At 53.3% G+C, this 13949-nt stretch carries 13 protein-coding genes; 4 read left to right on the top strand and 9 right to left on the bottom strand.

Annotated features, from left to right (window positions below):
• A partial coding sequence (locus tag ABJQ89_RS14580) for a gamma-glutamyltransferase (protein WP_348496916.1) occupies nucleotides 1-1250 on the top strand: 1250 nt, incomplete at its 5' end.
• On the opposite strand, the gene hspQ is transcribed toward ABJQ89_RS14580, so the two are convergent.
• On the bottom strand, nucleotides 1247-1573 hold the full coding sequence (gene hspQ, locus ABJQ89_RS14575) for a heat shock protein HspQ (RefSeq protein WP_348496915.1): 327 nt from the start codon (nucleotides 1571-1573) through the stop codon (nucleotides 1247-1249). The genes ABJQ89_RS14580 and hspQ overlap by 4 nt on opposite strands.
• 84 nt (nucleotides 1574-1657) lie before the next feature.
• On the opposite strand from hspQ, the gene ABJQ89_RS14570 reads away from it, so the two are divergent.
• Together ABJQ89_RS14570 and ABJQ89_RS14565 are read left to right on the top strand one after the other, a co-directional pair.
• Complete coding sequence (locus tag ABJQ89_RS14570; protein ID WP_348496914.1) at nucleotides 1658-2539, top strand: AEC family transporter; 882 nt, start codon at nucleotides 1658-1660, stop codon at nucleotides 2537-2539.
• A 90-nt stretch (nucleotides 2540-2629) separates the two neighbouring features.
• The gene (locus tag ABJQ89_RS14565) at nucleotides 2630-3223 is read left to right on the top strand and encodes a lytic transglycosylase (RefSeq protein ID WP_348496913.1); all 594 of its coding nucleotides are present in this window, start codon (nucleotides 2630-2632) and stop codon (nucleotides 3221-3223) included.
• Here the strand turns inward: ABJQ89_RS14565 and ABJQ89_RS14560 are convergent, their stop codons facing one another.
• The 4 genes from ABJQ89_RS14560 to ABJQ89_RS14545 all read right to left on the bottom strand — a co-directional run bounded on the left by ABJQ89_RS14560 (nucleotide 3224) and on the right by ABJQ89_RS14545 (nucleotide 9775).
• On the bottom strand, nucleotides 3224-3829 hold the full coding sequence (locus ABJQ89_RS14560; RefSeq protein WP_348496912.1) for an outer membrane lipoprotein carrier protein LolA: 606 nt from the start codon (nucleotides 3827-3829) through the stop codon (nucleotides 3224-3226).
• Between the two features lie 78 nt (nucleotides 3830-3907).
• Nucleotides 3908-7129 carry a DNA translocase FtsK 4TM domain-containing protein gene (locus ABJQ89_RS14555; RefSeq protein WP_348496911.1) on the bottom strand — a complete coding sequence of 1074 codons (3222 nt, stop codon included), beginning with the start codon at nucleotides 7127-7129 and terminating at the stop codon, nucleotides 3908-3910.
• A gap of 15 nt (nucleotides 7130-7144) precedes the next feature.
• Nucleotides 7145-8335, bottom strand: a complete 1191-nt coding sequence (locus ABJQ89_RS14550; RefSeq protein WP_348496910.1) for an aminotransferase class I/II-fold pyridoxal phosphate-dependent enzyme — start codon at nucleotides 8333-8335, stop codon at nucleotides 7145-7147.
• A gap of 111 nt (nucleotides 8336-8446) precedes the next feature.
• Nucleotides 8447-9775 carry an amidase family protein gene (locus ABJQ89_RS14545; RefSeq protein ID WP_348496909.1) on the bottom strand — a complete coding sequence of 443 codons (1329 nt, stop codon included), beginning with the start codon at nucleotides 9773-9775 and terminating at the stop codon, nucleotides 8447-8449.
• A gap of 44 nt (nucleotides 9776-9819) precedes the next feature.
• On the opposite strand from ABJQ89_RS14545, the gene ABJQ89_RS14540 reads away from it, so the two are divergent.
• A complete protein-coding gene (locus ABJQ89_RS14540; RefSeq protein WP_348496908.1) occupies nucleotides 9820-11082 on the top strand; it encodes an FAD-dependent monooxygenase in 1263 nt (420 codons plus the stop codon).
• 11 nt (nucleotides 11083-11093) lie between these two features.
• Here ABJQ89_RS14540 and ABJQ89_RS14535 read toward each other — a convergent pair whose 3' ends face one another.
• The 4 genes from ABJQ89_RS14535 to ABJQ89_RS14520 form a co-directional block, all read right to left on the bottom strand.
• Complete coding sequence (locus ABJQ89_RS14535) at nucleotides 11094-11285, bottom strand: Trm112 family protein (RefSeq protein ID WP_348496907.1); 192 nt, start codon at nucleotides 11283-11285, stop codon at nucleotides 11094-11096.
• Nucleotides 11282-11926 carry an LON peptidase substrate-binding domain-containing protein gene (locus ABJQ89_RS14530; RefSeq protein ID WP_348496906.1) on the bottom strand — a complete coding sequence of 215 codons (645 nt, stop codon included), beginning with the start codon at nucleotides 11924-11926 and terminating at the stop codon, nucleotides 11282-11284. The genes ABJQ89_RS14535 and ABJQ89_RS14530 overlap by 4 nt, the downstream gene beginning before the upstream one ends.
• A gap of 27 nt (nucleotides 11927-11953) precedes the next feature.
• Nucleotides 11954-12868, bottom strand: coding sequence for a co-chaperone YbbN (locus ABJQ89_RS14525; protein WP_348496905.1), 915 nt, complete (start codon nucleotides 12866-12868; stop codon nucleotides 11954-11956).
• A 73-nt stretch (nucleotides 12869-12941) separates the two neighbouring features.
• The gene (locus ABJQ89_RS14520) at nucleotides 12942-13730 is read right to left on the bottom strand and encodes an exodeoxyribonuclease III (protein ID WP_348496904.1); all 789 of its coding nucleotides are present in this window, start codon (nucleotides 13728-13730) and stop codon (nucleotides 12942-12944) included.
• Between the last annotated feature and the right edge of the window lie 219 nt (nucleotides 13731-13949).

The raw sequence follows: 13949 nt of genomic DNA, 5'->3' as shown, positions 1-13949 counted from the left end.
CGGTAACCATCCCAACCGCGATGCACGCTTTCTCCAAAATGAGCGAAACCTGGGGGAAGCTCGGCTTTGACGCGCTTTTGCAACCAACGATCTCGCTCGCTGAGAATGGTGTACCCGTGGCTCCGCGGGTTGCCTTTGACTGGATTGAAAACGCATCTGCCCTTCAAGGCGCTGCCAAGGATCATTTCTTGATCAATGGCAAAGTTCCCAAAGCGGGCGAGGTTTTCGTAGCCAAAGGACAAGCTGAAGTCCTGCGCCGTGTCGCAAAAGACGGGATAAAGGCTTTCTACGAAGGCGAAGTTGCCCAAGATATGCTTGACGCGCTGCACTCACATGGCGGGGTTCACACAGCGGACGACTTCGCCAACGTCTCATCTGAACAAACCACCCCTGTGAGCGGAAATTACAATGGCGTCGATCTCGTGGAGCATCCGCCAAACGGTCAGGGCGCTACAGCGATTCTCCTTCTCAATATTTTAAAGCACTTTGATATCGCTTCGATGGACCCTTTCAGCGCACAACGGGCCCATATCGAAGCGGAAGCAACGAAATTAGCGTATGATGCGCGCAATCGTTTTTTAGCTAATCCAGATCACACCACCCGCCTCGAACATATGCTCGCGCCCGAAACGGCTGAGAAACTTGCCGCTTTGATAAATCCCAATCGTGCAATGCCTGCCGCTGCGCCCCTGACGGAATCGGTACACAAAGATACGATCTATATCACTGTCGTTGATCGCGATGGCATGTCGGTGTCGCTGATTTATTCGATTTTCCACGGTTTTGGTTCGGGAATCGCGTCTAAGAAATTCGGCATTCTGCTGCAAAACCGCGGAGCAGGTTTCACGCTTGAGCAAGGGCATCCAAACGAGCTCGCTGGTGGGAAACGCCCTATGCACACGATCATTCCGGGTATGTTAAAGGAAGACGGTATTCCCATGATGTCCTTTGGGGTGATGGGCGGCGCATACCAACCTAACGGACATGCGCGATTTATCTCAAATATTCGCGACTTTGGCATGGATGCGCAAAGCGCGATTGATGCGCCGCGTTCTTTTGCAGATGCAAACATCTTGAAGGTCGAAAAAGGGTATTCCGACTCTGTGCGCGCGCAGCTGGCTGAAATGGGTCACAAAATCGAAATCCCAAACGGCCCTATTGGCGGCGCGCAATCGATTCAAATCCGAAAAGACGGTATTTTGGTGGGCGCATCTGATCCGCGAAAAGATGGATGTGCGATCGGCTATTAATTCAGGTGAAAGTGCAGCGGGTAGGTACCATCCTCGATCGGGCCAAAAAGGTCCTCGATATCGGGGTGGTCCACTGGCTCACCTGAATAGTCCGCTATCAAATTTTGCTCTGACACATAGGCCACATAGTAGCTTTGGTCGTTTTCAGCGAGCAAATGATAATAAGGTTGCTCCCGCTTAGGACGGCTGTCCTCTGGGATCGCATCATACCATTCTTCGGTGTTGCTGAACGTAGGGTCGACATCAAAAACCACGCCGCGGAACGGGTGCTTTTTGTGGCGGACGATTTGCCCCAGGTGATATTTTGCGTGCGCGGTCATCATTGCATTGCAGCCCCTACATTTGGTTAGTACGCAATTCAAGAGGCCTTTGTCCAATCAAGCCGCATAAAATTAGGGAAACAGTCTGTGAACCTCATCTTAACAGTTCTCGAAATTGTAGCACCCGTATTTATCTTGACCTTGATTGGATTCGTTTGGGTTCGCATGGGCTTCGAATATCGCGTTCAGTTCGTCACGCGACTTGCGATGACATTGGCTGTTCCCTGCCTGATGTTCACTGCCTTGATGAACTCAGAAATCGATCCAAACGCTTTGGCAAAGCTCTTTTTCGCGAGTGTTGTCGCCTATGCAGCGATTACCGCGATAAGCGCGTTGGGTTTTTGGGCTTTCGGGTATTCCCAACAAACATTCTTGCCTCCTTTCGTCTTTGGAAACACCGGCAATATCGGCCTGCCATTGGCGATCTTCGCATTTGGTAGCGAAGGATTGGGCTACGCCATGGTGATTTTCGCCGTCATGGCAATCCTTTCGTTTACCTTCGGAATTTGGGTCGTGTCAGGTGGCGGCAATCTAACCAAAGCGCTCAAAGAACCGATGGTCGCGGCCACTTTGCTCGGGGCCCTGTTTCTTTGGCAGGGCTGGAAAACACCAGATTTTCTGACCAATGCGCTCGAATTGACTGGCCAAATGGCGATCCCCTTGATGTTGATCACACTTGGCGTCGCAGTTGCGCGCCTAAAGCCGGGCCGCATTTGGCAAGCGATCATATTGTCATTGCTGAAAGTCCTTCTCTGCGCCAGCATCGCATTCGCAATCGGGGCTTGGTTTGAGTTGGACAAAATCGCTCAAGCCGTTCTGGTTTTGCAGATATCTATGCCTGTCGCAGTCACATCGTATCTATTGGTCGAGAAATATGGCGGTGAAAGTGACGCGGTTGCGGGTTTTGTTGTTGCCTCAACCGTCATGTCCGTTGCTGCATTACCGCTTCTACTGGCAATTGTTCTCTGAAGCTCCCTGTTCAAGCGAAAGTCATTTTCGCTGAGGCCACTTTTGCGCTAAAAACGGGCAAAACAAAAAAACATATAAAGCGAGAGGCCAATGAGCAGATTCTTTCGCGCCCTAGTGATTTTAAGCTTGGTCGCATCGTGCGGCGGAGGCGGCAGTAAGTCGTCCGCGCCCCGAAACTTAGACAACGCGTGCAGCATAGCAAAGCAGCGCCCAGAATATATCGCCGCGTTCCGTAAAACGGAACGTAAATGGGGCGTGCCGGTCCATGTGCAAATGGCTGCGATGTATCAGGAAAGCAAATTTATCGGTGATGCGCGCACTCCGATCAAATACACATTGGGCGTTCTCCCAATGGGGCGTCAGAGCTCTGCCTTTGGTTATGCGCAGGCACTTGATGCAACTTGGGAAGAATATCAAGTTGATCAAGGTCGCCGTTCCGCGCGACGTGATCGGATCAGCGACGCGTCAGATTTCATGGGTTGGTACATGAACCTTTCGCGCGAACGCAACGGTATCGCGCTTGATGATGCAACGAACCAATACCTCGCCTATCACGAGGGTCATACCGGTTATAAGCGCGGTACGTTCTACGGCAAAAGTTGGCTAATGCGCGTCGCATCCGAAGTCGGGCAACGCTCGCTTGATTACCGCGAGCAGCTGAACCGATGTGGCGTTCGCACGTAACTAGCGATCGTTATCGTTCGCGATAGCGGTCTCTGCATTGAAAAGCGCGTTGTTCATCTGCGCGTTTTTATTCAACTCTCCCAAAATGACGGTGGTGCGGCTGCCCGCATCATCGTTGATCACCCATTGGCGTAGTTCAACAGGGTTTGCCGTGAATACCAGTTGGATATTGCCGTATTCGGGATGATCAGGATCTTGCGCTGTGACCGTTGTCGTTTTGTCGTCAGCGGTATGCCCCACCACCATGCGCGCGCGATTTAGGTCTACGTTACGTTCTAGAATGATCGACAAGGGCGTGCGCACAAGCGGATAGCTTTCTGGTGGTTCATTGGTTTTTGGATCAAAGATCACAACGGTTCCGCCACTCGCCAAAACCAATGCACCATTCGGTGGATTGTATTCAAAGCGAATGCGACCCGGACGTTTAATGTAGATTGTCCCTGTATCAATGGTCCCATCATCATTGACTTGCGTGAACGCGCCTTTGGCGGTTTTCAGGCCATTGAGATACTGGGAGATCGAATTCAGCGAAATCTTCTGCGCAGCGGCAGGCATCGCGGTGGCCAACACTATGGCGGCGGCGGGGAGGAGCGTAAAAATCTTCATAACCATCACCTAATCATTCAAACGCGCGGTTGCACCCCGCGCGCTTTTCACAAGACCGAGAGCGGCAATTGCACGCCGTTATTGTTGTTCTGGCACAAGAATGTCGCGTTTGCCAACGTGGTTTGCTGGGGAAACGAGGCCTTCGTCTTCCATTTGCTCCACAAGCCGAGCGGCCTTGTTATAACCAATGGCCAACTTACGCTGAATGTAGCTGGTGGAACATTTGCGATCTTTGATCACGATCTGAACAGCCGTGTCATAAAGCGCATCTTCACCGTCCGTGTTGCCGCCAAGGCCGAGAACCGTATCGATGCTGCTCGCCGCTTCTTCAGACGGACCTTCGACAACGCCGCTCATATAGTTTGGCGGGCCGTATGCCTTGAGGTGGTTTACGATTTCTTCGACTTCTTCATCGCTTACAAATGGACCATGGCAACGTGTGATTTTCGCACCGCCCGCCATATAGAGCATATCGCCCATACCCAGCAGTTGCTCCGCGCCCATTTCACCCAAGATTGTGCGACTATCGATTTTCGATGTCACTTGGAACGAAATACGCGTCGGGAAGTTGGCCTTGATTGTGCCCGTGATCACGTCAACAGACGGACGCTGCGTCGCCATGATCAGGTGGATACCAGAAGCACGCGCCATCTGCGCAAGACGCTGAATGCAAGCTTCGATCTCTTTACCGGCAACCATCATAAGATCAGCCATCTCGTCAACGATCACGACGATATATGGCATCTTCTCTGGTTGCGTCTCTTCCGTTTCGAAGATCGGCTCACCTGTCTCGTCGTCAAAACCAGTCTGCACAGTACGCGAGAACATTTCGTTCTTGCTCAGCGCATCAGCGACGCGAGAGTTATAGCCATCAATGTTACGCACGCCCATTTTGGACATTTTGCGATAACGTTCTTCCATCTCGCCAACAGTCCACTTCAGGGCAACAACGGCCTTTTTAGGGTCTGTTACAACAGGCGACAGAAGGTGTGGAATACCGTCATAGACAGACAGTTCCAACATCTTGGGATCGATCATGATCAGGCGACATTCTTCTGGCGTCAGCTTGTAAAGCAGCGACAGGATCATCGTGTTAATCGCAACGGATTTACCGGAACCAGTCGTACCCGCAATCAAAAGGTGGGGCATCTTGGCCAAGTTGGCCACGATAGGATCGCCGCCAATATCTTTGCCCAGCGCCAGCGGAAGCTTTTGCTGACCATCGCCAAAATCACGGCTCGCAAGGATTTCACGAAGCACAACTTTTTCGCGGTTCTCATTTGGCAATTCGATACCAATGACCGAACGGCCTGGCACGGTAGAAACACGTGCAGACAACGCAGACATGGAGCGCGCGATATCATCGGACAGACCGATCACGCGGGAAGCTTTCAAACCCGGTGCTGGTTCAAGCTCGTACATCGTTACAACTGGACCCGGACGCACAGAAACGATTTCGCCCTTCACGCCGTAGTCATCCAATACGGATTCGAGCATACGCGCGTTTTCTTCAAGCGCTTCATCGCTTAGGTGATGGCGTTGAATTTCAATCGGGCTTTCCAGCAGGTTCAGCGGTGGCAGCTCGAACGCAGCAGCACTATCGGCGAACTTGAGCGTCGGTTGCGCTTCCGCCTTCGCGCGCGACGACGGCTTAACCGGCTTACGCTGTGTATGCTGAACAACGCTCTTTGGCGTTTCATGCGGAATGGCTGGCTCTGGCGCGGATTGGAATGCAGCTATTGCGGCCTCATCCACTTGCGGCGCGCTTTCAAAACTCGGCGCTTCCACCAATTCTGCAGTCGGCAAATCTGATGAAGGCAGTTGTTCCGTTGGCATCGCGTCAAAGGCTGCTGGTGCAACTTTCAATGGCGCGGCAACAGGTGCCGGCTCCAACTCTGGCTCAACATGCGTCGGCATCAATGCCATTGGTTCTTGCGGAACGGGTTGCTCCAAAGGTGGCTGCGTTTGCATTTGCGCACTCAGGAATGCGGGCGCTGGTGCAACTTGCGGTGCAGCAGGCTCTAGAGCTGGCGCTGCTGCCTCTAGAACTGGCTCAACCACATTCGTCATCGGCGCGGCTTCCATGCGCGCAGAGCTGAACGCAAGCGTGCCAGCCGCTTGCGCGGCAGCTGCCGTTGGCTCAGCAATAAGTGTGGCGGTCATAGGTGGTTCGACACGTTGATTTGGCTGAGAAGTATCGACCAAAAGCGGCTCTGGACCACGGCGACGTTTTTGCGCTGCCGTCAAAGGTGCGGCTGTACGTGGTTGCGCTTGCGTATTCGGCGCGTGGCGCACACGGCTTTTGATAACGTCGGAGATCTTGCTTTTGATGCGATCATCTGTTGGCATATCGGAATAATCAGCAGTTTGAACAGGCTCTACCAATTCTGGCTCTGGCATCGGCTCTGGTCGCTTAATCAATGACGGCATGCGCGCCAAAAGACCTGTCTTTTCTTTCTCAACAACAGGTGCCTCTTGCACAGCTTCCATTGGCTCAATCGGCTCAAGCACGGGATCAGCTTCAACCGCTGTTGTCATCTGCGGTTCTTCAGCCATACGGCGTGCAGCAGTTTCTTCTTCGGCTAGGCGCGCAGCTTCGCGTTGCTCTTGCTTGCGGGCTTGCATTGCGCTCGCCGCGCCCAAAGCGCCGCTTGCACCTTTACCGATTAGGCGCATCGCCATTGCATAGGTCACAACAATGCCAATCGCGAGGAAACGCGCGCCTTCTTTTAGTTCTGACCGTGTGACGCCCAGAACAAATCCGACCATCACAACAGCACCAATCGCCAACAAAAACGCGACCAACTTTAGCCCAACGGAGGCGGAGAAAGGCAAAAACGTAAGGAATGCGCCCAAAACAGTGTCACCGAACAAACCACCGAGACCAAAGGCATGTGTCCACGTCGCACCCGGCAACAAGGAAGAGGCGTAAACCGCGCAAACAACGACAGCAATTGGCAAGAAAATCAGACGGGACAAAGCGCGATCCGCGCCTTGGTGCAGCAAGAAACGCACGCCCCATGCAAGAAGGGTAAGTGGAATAACCCACGACGCTTTACCAACGATCATGAACAACGGAGCGGCGATCGATGCGCCAAACTGACCAAGATAATTCTGGACAGGTGCATCAGTTGCAGACAACCAACTCGGATCGCTTGGCGTATAAGAGCCAACAATCATTGCAGCCAAAACGCCAAGAACGATCAGCGCAACGCCGATCATTTCCTTGCCACGTTTTTCAATCATGGCCTGCATGTTGCTGTCCAATAGTGGATCTCGTCCCCGTGCCTGATATGCCATCGCCGTTCCTCGTTATTATGCGAACAGACAGTCGCGGATTTTTTCCAAACCGCGCTGCATTTCGTCTTTTGGGGCCACCATGGCGACCCGGATATATTCTTTGCCAGGGTTTCCCTGATCTGTGTCTTTGCTCAGATATGCGCCCGGTAGGACGCGAACGCCTGTTTCTTTCCAGAGCTTGAGTGTCGCCTCTTCGCCGTCCTCAACAGGGAGCCACAAAAAGAAACCAGCCTCTGGTCCTTTGTAGCCTTGCACATTTGCGAAGATGTCATCCGCGATACGAAACTTCTCAAGGTAAAGCTGGCGGTTTTCTTCGACATGTTCGTCATCGGACCAAGCGCGTTCAGACACCTTTTGCAAAGGCATCGGAATAGGCGTGCCTGAATAGGCGCGCTGTTGTTTCATACGTTTGATCGTCTCTGGGCCGCTCGCCACAAAACCAGAGCGCAAACCCGGCATGTTCGAACGTTTGGAGAGTGAATGAAACGCAATCACCCGTTCAGGATCAGCGCCCATATCTTGCGCGACTTTCAGCGCGCTACCCGGTGCATCGCCGCGATAGATTTCCGCATAGCATTCATCCGCAAAAATCTTGAAATCATACTTTTCGGCTAGCGTGATCAAGTCACGCCAAAACGTATCTGTCGCAACCGCGCCTTGCGGGTTCGAAGGGGAACACATGTAAGCGATACTCGTGCGATCCAGCACGTCTTCTGGCAAAGCCGCGAAATCCGGCAAGAAACCGGTCGCAGCATTTGCGTTCACAAAATACGGCTCTGCGCCGACAGAAAGCGCGGCAACCATATAAACCTGATAGAACGGATTGGGCGACAAAATGATCGGCTGTTTGCCGTTCTTGGTCTCGGGGCAGACTGTCATCGCCGCATTATAGAGCCCTTCACGGGTTCCGTTCAGCGCCATAACTTGCGTGGCAGGATCAAGATCGGCATCAAAGCGACGTTTGACCCAACCCGCGGCAGCGCTGAGCAATTCTGGGGCGCCTTCATTCGGTGGATAGTTGTTAAACCCACTGACATTTTCAGCAAGAACATCGCTAACCCATTCAGGAAACGCATGTTTTGGCTCGCCGATGGTCATATGAATCACGTCTTCACCCGCCGAAAGGCCGGGGGTGTGATGGTCCAATAGCGCGCGCAAACGCGGAAACGCATAGGCCGGAAGGTTCGAAAACCGCTCGGGAAACATATCTGACTGCCTCAATATCGGGATCGTTAACGCCCCGTTTGAGACCAAAGTAACCTAAGCGCGCACCTTTCGTCCAACAAAAATCGCAAGTTTTGGAATAACTTGTGGCATTTAGGCCAGAGCCGCCTCAACCGCGCTCCCGATGCGCAACAGCCGTTCTTCCTGCATCGGCAACGCGCAGAGCATAATTCCGCAACTCGGCAGACCCGTTGGTAGGGTTAGCGCACAACTGCCCATCAGGTTGCCGATACGGGTATTGCGCAGCGCCGTGAGATTGCGCTCAACGTAATAGTCCTCATTCACCGCCAAATCCGCGATCTTTGGGGGCATGATCGGGCAACTTGGCATAAGCACCGCGTCGAACCCTGCAATGCGCTCATCCCAAACTGCGCGCAACTCTTCCAAAGTTTCCCAGGCCGCTACAAAATCAGGTGCAGTGAAGTTTTCACCAGCACGGAAACGACCCAAGACCTGCTGGAACATCAAGTCTGGATTTCCTTCAATTACATCGCGCCAGATGCCGTAGGCCTCGCCGGGGAAAAGCGGTCCAGCATGGGAAATTGCCTCCTTCACTTCGGGCGCTTCGATCACAGTGATTTTGGCTCCCGCAGCTTTCAGCCGTTGAACGGCGCTTTCGAAGGCTGCGCGCGGTTGGTCTTCAAGATCATCCATCGCAAGCGTTTCCAACAACGCAAAATGACTGCCCTCCAACGTTGCACCCTTGAGGTCAGGACCAGACGTCCCTTCCATCAAGCCCAGTGCCAACGCAGCATCCTCAACCGTGCGCGCCAAGGGTCCAATGGTATCAAAGCTTTTGACCAACGGAACAACGCCCTCGAGCGTCAAGCGACCAGATGTAGTTTTAAGACCCACAAGATCATTCCAAACCGAAGGAATACGCACCGATCCGCCCGTATCTGAACCAATCGCCAAAGGCGCAATGTTATGGGCTACCGAGGCAGCCGCCCCTGAGGATGAACCGCCTGAAACAGCATCAGGGTCATGCACGCAAGGCGAGGTTTCAGTCACTGGATTATACCCCAAGCCTGAGAAAGCCAATTCGCTCATGTGCGTTTTGCCGATGCAAACGGCGCCCATTGCGGTCGCAACGCGTAAGACTTCGGCGTCGGCTTCTGGCGTGCGCCCCTTCAGCAATGCACTGCCTGCTTCAGTTTTGGTTCCTGCTGTATCGAACAAGTCTTTCCAGCTGACCGGCACACCATCAAGCGGCGACAGGCGCTGCTTGGCTTTCGCACGCGCGGCAGCGGCACTTGCCTCTGCTAATGCGCGTTCAGGTGTGAGGCATGTATAAATACGATGGCTCATGGGATGGGCCGCTGCTGCATCCAAATAGGTTTGCGCCAATGCAATCGGGTCAATGTCGCCCGCTCCAATTCCGCGCCCAAGCGCTGCGGCGCTCATTGTTAACCATTCTTGCATCGCATCTCTCCTAGCTTTGCCGAAACGTAGCGGCAGAGTTGCACATGGACAATCCTGTCAACGCAGCCATATTGCAACTTATGACATTTGATAGCGATCTCATCATCATCGGCGGCGGTTTGAACGGCTGCGCAATGGCATTGGCTGCGGCGCAAGGCGGGCTCACCTGTACCGTCATCGACGTCCTTCCGAAAGCGACCAAAAGCAACGCTGATTTCGACGGGCGTTCCTATGCGCTAGCGCTAACGTCACAACGTTTGCTGGATGCAATTGGGCTATGGGATGATCTGCATGACAATGCAGAGCCTATGCTTGAGATCAAAGTCACCGATGGGCGCGCGGGCGAAGGTCCGTCGCCGTTTTTCCTGCATTTTGATCACGCCGAAATCGAAGAAGGTCCGATGGGGTACATGGTGCAAGATCGCCATCTACGTCCCGCCTTTTTGAACGCTCTGGAAGATCAACAAAACATCGTCGTGCGTCATGGCGAAACGGTTGTTGCACAAGACACCGACACACTAGGCGCATCTGTAACCCTCGCCTCTGGTGAAATACTACGGGGGCGTGTTTTGATCGGTTCCGACGGTCGCCGCAGCGGCATGGCTGAACGCGCGAAAATCAAGCGCAAAGGCTGGGGATATGGGCAAACGGCCCTTGTCTGCGCGATTGAGCATGAGAAGCCTCACAACGGCATCGCGCATCAATTTTTCATGCCGTCTGGGCCGCTTGCTATTTTACCGCCCACGGGCAACCGATCTTCGATTGTTTGGAGCGAAACAGAAGAGAACGCCGCACATATTCAAGCGCTTGACGATGACGCCTATTTGGATGCCCTGCGCCCAGCCTTCGGGAGTTTCTTGGGCGATATCAAGCTCGTAGGCACGCGGTTTACCTACCCTCTTGATCTCACCATTGCAGATAGCTTTATCGCCCAGCGCCTCGCACTTATTGGTGATGCGGCACACGGCGTGCACCCGATTGCAGGGCAAGGTCTGAATGCGGGTCTACGTGATGTGGCCGCCTTGGCAGAGGTGATGATCCTCGCCAAACGACGCGGTGAAGATATTGCATCACCCCTTGTTTTGGATCGCTACCAACAATGGCGCCGCTTTGATACGACGACACTGGCCGTGGCCACCGACACGTTCAATCGTCTCTTTTCCAACGATAACCCGTTGCTGCGGCTTGGTCGCGATTTGGGGATGGGGTTGGTCAATTCCATGCCAAGCCTTCGTCGGAATTTCATCCGCGAAGCGGCTGGTTTGACAGGTGATCTGCCCAAGTTGATGACAGGCAGACCACTGTAGCTTTGATCAGGTCAGTCTAGTCGACGCGCTTCATCCAGCAACATAACAGGAATTCCGTTGCGAATAGGAAAGGCTAATCCGGCCTTTTTAGACACGAGTTCCTGCGCTTCCGCGTCGTATTCCAACCGACCATAGCTGTGCGGGCAAATCAGCGCCTCCAGCATATGAGGGTCGAATCCGGGCGCGTCGCTGTCTATGCTCATTGCATCATTTCCTCTGCATCACCGCCACGTAGAAAATACTCTATCAGCGTGACCAATGTTTCGCGTCGTGTCTGTAGGCTAGGCGCTTCCAGCAACGCTTGTTTATCTTCTGGCTCAAACTCGAGCATCATTGAAAGTGAATTGATCAATAGCTCGTCGTCTGCGTCTTTTAGCGTTTCCCAATCTGTATCCAGATTACGGGACACGAAATACTTCGACAGCAGGTTTAAGAAACCATCGCGATCGTAGTCAATCGTTTCAGATGCCGCTTGCAGATCGCGCTCAAATCCGTCCCACGTCACGTTAACGCGGCGATAAGGTGTAAAACCTTCGACTTCATTCACAACGCGGAACCGTGAGATTCCTGCAAGGGTGAGCATATATCGCCCATCTTCCAGTTCGGAAAACTGCGTGATCCGCCCAGCGCATCCAATCTGGTGCAAACCATTCTCATCCCCTGAACGCCCGGGGTTAGGCTGTATCATCGCGATCAGCCTTCCTTGGGTTTTCAACGCGTCATCGATCATCGCCAAATAACGTGGCTCAAAGATGTGCAAGGGCATGCGCGAGCGTGGCAACAAAAGCGCGCCCGACAACGGAAAGGCCGGAACGATATCCGGGAGATCACCAATTTTTTTCATACGTTGGAACCTAGCGCGCGCATGGCCCTAGGCAAATATCATAGAGCTCAATTTGCGACGCCCATTGAGCACGATTGGATCTTCGGGCTTGAGCGCATCGAAAATCGTAAAGAGCTGCGCTTTGGCCGCCCCATCGTTCCATTCACGGTCACGGCGGAAGATTTCCAGCAGGGCATCAACCGCCTCTTCGTTTTGCTCATTTGCGCTGAGCGCAGAGGCAAGATCAAAGCGTGCTTGCAGATCATCAGGGTTGGCCTCAACCGCAGCGCTGAGCTCGGCTAATGGACCCGCTTCCGCGGCCTGACGGGCCAGAGCGAGTTGGGCGAATGCTGCTTCGATCAAAGCATCAGCAGAAATTGCAGCAGGCACGCCGTTCAGCACGGCTTCTGCTTCATCGAGTTCTTCTTTGGTAAGATGCGCACGTGCAAGGCCGGCATAGGCCGCAACGCTTTGATCATCTTCTTCTAGGATCGCTGCAAATGTCTGCGCTGCGTCTTCGATATCACCCTCTTCGAGCATCGTTTCGGCAGCTTCAATCGCGGCATCTAGACCGCCAGAGGCATCACCGCCCCCCGCTTCGATCACGCGTTCAACAAAGCCTTTAATTTCAGAGCCAGGAATTGCCCCCTGAAACCCGTCAATCGGCTGGCCTTTGTAAAAAGCAAAAACCGTCGGAATGGACTGAACCTGCATTTGGCCCGCGATCATCTGGTTTTCATCCACGTTGATCTTTGCCATTTTGACTGCACCATTGGCGGCTGTGACTTCGGCCTCCAAAGCAGGACCGAGCGTTTTGCACGGCCCGCACCAAGGCGCCCAGAAATCAACGATGACAGGCACATCTTGGGACGCTTCGACAACGTCCTGCATGAAGTTACTTTCATTCACGTCTTTGATCAGATCGCCAACGTTTGCTTCTGCGCCGCCGCCTAGTTCAATCATGCTGTCATGCCTTATGTGTCGCTGTGTTGCCTTCTAGATGGCCCATCGCCCATGCTTTCGCAAGGGCAGCTTGTCAAAGATCAAACGTCGCAAAAACCGGCGCATGATCAGATGGCTTTTCCCAACCGCGCGCATCGCGCACAACTCGGCTGGAATGCGCTGCTTGCTTGATGTCACCCGTGGCCCAAACATGATCAAGACGACGGCCTTTGTCTGCCGCATCCCAATCTTTGGCGCGGTAGGACCACCAGCTATAAAGCTTGCCATCAGGAATATCGTTGCGGGTGACGTCGTGCCAATCGCCTGCTTGCATTACATCGTTGAAATGCTCCACCTCGATCGGTGTGTGGCTGACGATTTTCAACAGCTTTTTGTGATCCCAAACATCCTCTTCCAAAGGAGCAATGTTCAAATCGCCCACGAGGATGGATTTCTTGGGCGGCTCTGCCTTGAACCAATCTCGCATCTCTGTGAGGTAATCGAGTTTTTGACCAAACTTTTCGTTCTTGTCGCGATCCGGCACATCGCCGCCCGCTGGCACATAGAAGTTATGGATCGTTACGCCATTTTCCAACTGACCTGCGATATGGCGGGCATGCCCTAGGTCGGCGAAATCTTTGGAACCAACTTCTTCAATCGGTAATTTCGACAAGATTGCGACGCCATTATACCCCTTCTGACCGCGGGCAACCATGTGCGTATAGCCAAGTGCATTAAACGCATCGCGCGGGATCAAATCGACAGGGGACTTGCATTCTTGCAGACACAGAACATCTGGGCCTTCTTCCTCGAGCAATTTACAAACAATCGGTTCGCGAAGGCGGACAGAGTTGATGTTCCAAGTGGCAAGAGTGAAAGACATGGCGTGCATCCTGATATCAAAGGTCGCGCCAACCTAGCCTAGCTGCCAGTCGGCGCAACCCGATGCTTGCGCTTAATCGTAGGCGACGACCTCAAATTCGATTTTGTTTTCGTCGTAGAAATAGAACCGCGCACCCGGTTCATAATTCTGATGCGAATGCGGTTCATAGCCCACAGAAAGCACCGCGCTTTCAGCCAAGGCAAGGTTTTCAACCACAAT

The organism is Planktotalea sp. (assembly GCF_039984035.1).
Taxonomy (GTDB): domain Bacteria; phylum Pseudomonadota; class Alphaproteobacteria; order Rhodobacterales; family Rhodobacteraceae; genus Planktotalea.
This window is presented reverse-complemented; position numbering and strand designations above follow the sequence as displayed.

Coding starts and splice junctions, on each gene's coding strand:
- ABJQ89_RS14530 (WP_348496906.1), bottom strand. CDS start 11,926: ATGAAAAAAATTGGTGATCTCCCGGATATCGTTCCGGCCTTTCCGTTG.
- ABJQ89_RS14565 (WP_348496913.1), top strand. CDS start 2,630: ATGAGCAGATTCTTTCGCGCCCTAGTGATTTTAAGCTTGGTCGCATCG.
- ABJQ89_RS14520 (WP_348496904.1), bottom strand. CDS start 13,730: ATGTCTTTCACTCTTGCCACTTGGAACATCAACTCTGTCCGCCTTCGC.
- hspQ (WP_348496915.1), bottom strand. CDS start 1,573: ATGATGACCGCGCACGCAAAATATCACCTGGGGCAAATCGTCCGCCAC.
- ABJQ89_RS14560 (WP_348496912.1), bottom strand. CDS start 3,829: ATGAAGATTTTTACGCTCCTCCCCGCCGCCGCCATAGTGTTGGCCACC.
- ABJQ89_RS14545 (WP_348496909.1), bottom strand. CDS start 9,775: ATGCAAGAATGGTTAACAATGAGCGCCGCAGCGCTTGGGCGCGGAATT.
- ABJQ89_RS14525 (WP_348496905.1), bottom strand. CDS start 12,868: ATGATTGAACTAGGCGGCGGCGCAGAAGCAAACGTTGGCGATCTGATC.
- ABJQ89_RS14540 (WP_348496908.1), top strand. CDS start 9,820: ATGGACAATCCTGTCAACGCAGCCATATTGCAACTTATGACATTTGAT.
- ABJQ89_RS14555 (WP_348496911.1), bottom strand. CDS start 7,129: ATGGCATATCAGGCACGGGGACGAGATCCACTATTGGACAGCAACATG.
- ABJQ89_RS14535 (WP_348496907.1), bottom strand. CDS start 11,285: ATGAGCATAGACAGCGACGCGCCCGGATTCGACCCTCATATGCTGGAG.
- ABJQ89_RS14550 (WP_348496910.1), bottom strand. CDS start 8,335: ATGTTTCCCGAGCGGTTTTCGAACCTTCCGGCCTATGCGTTTCCGCGT.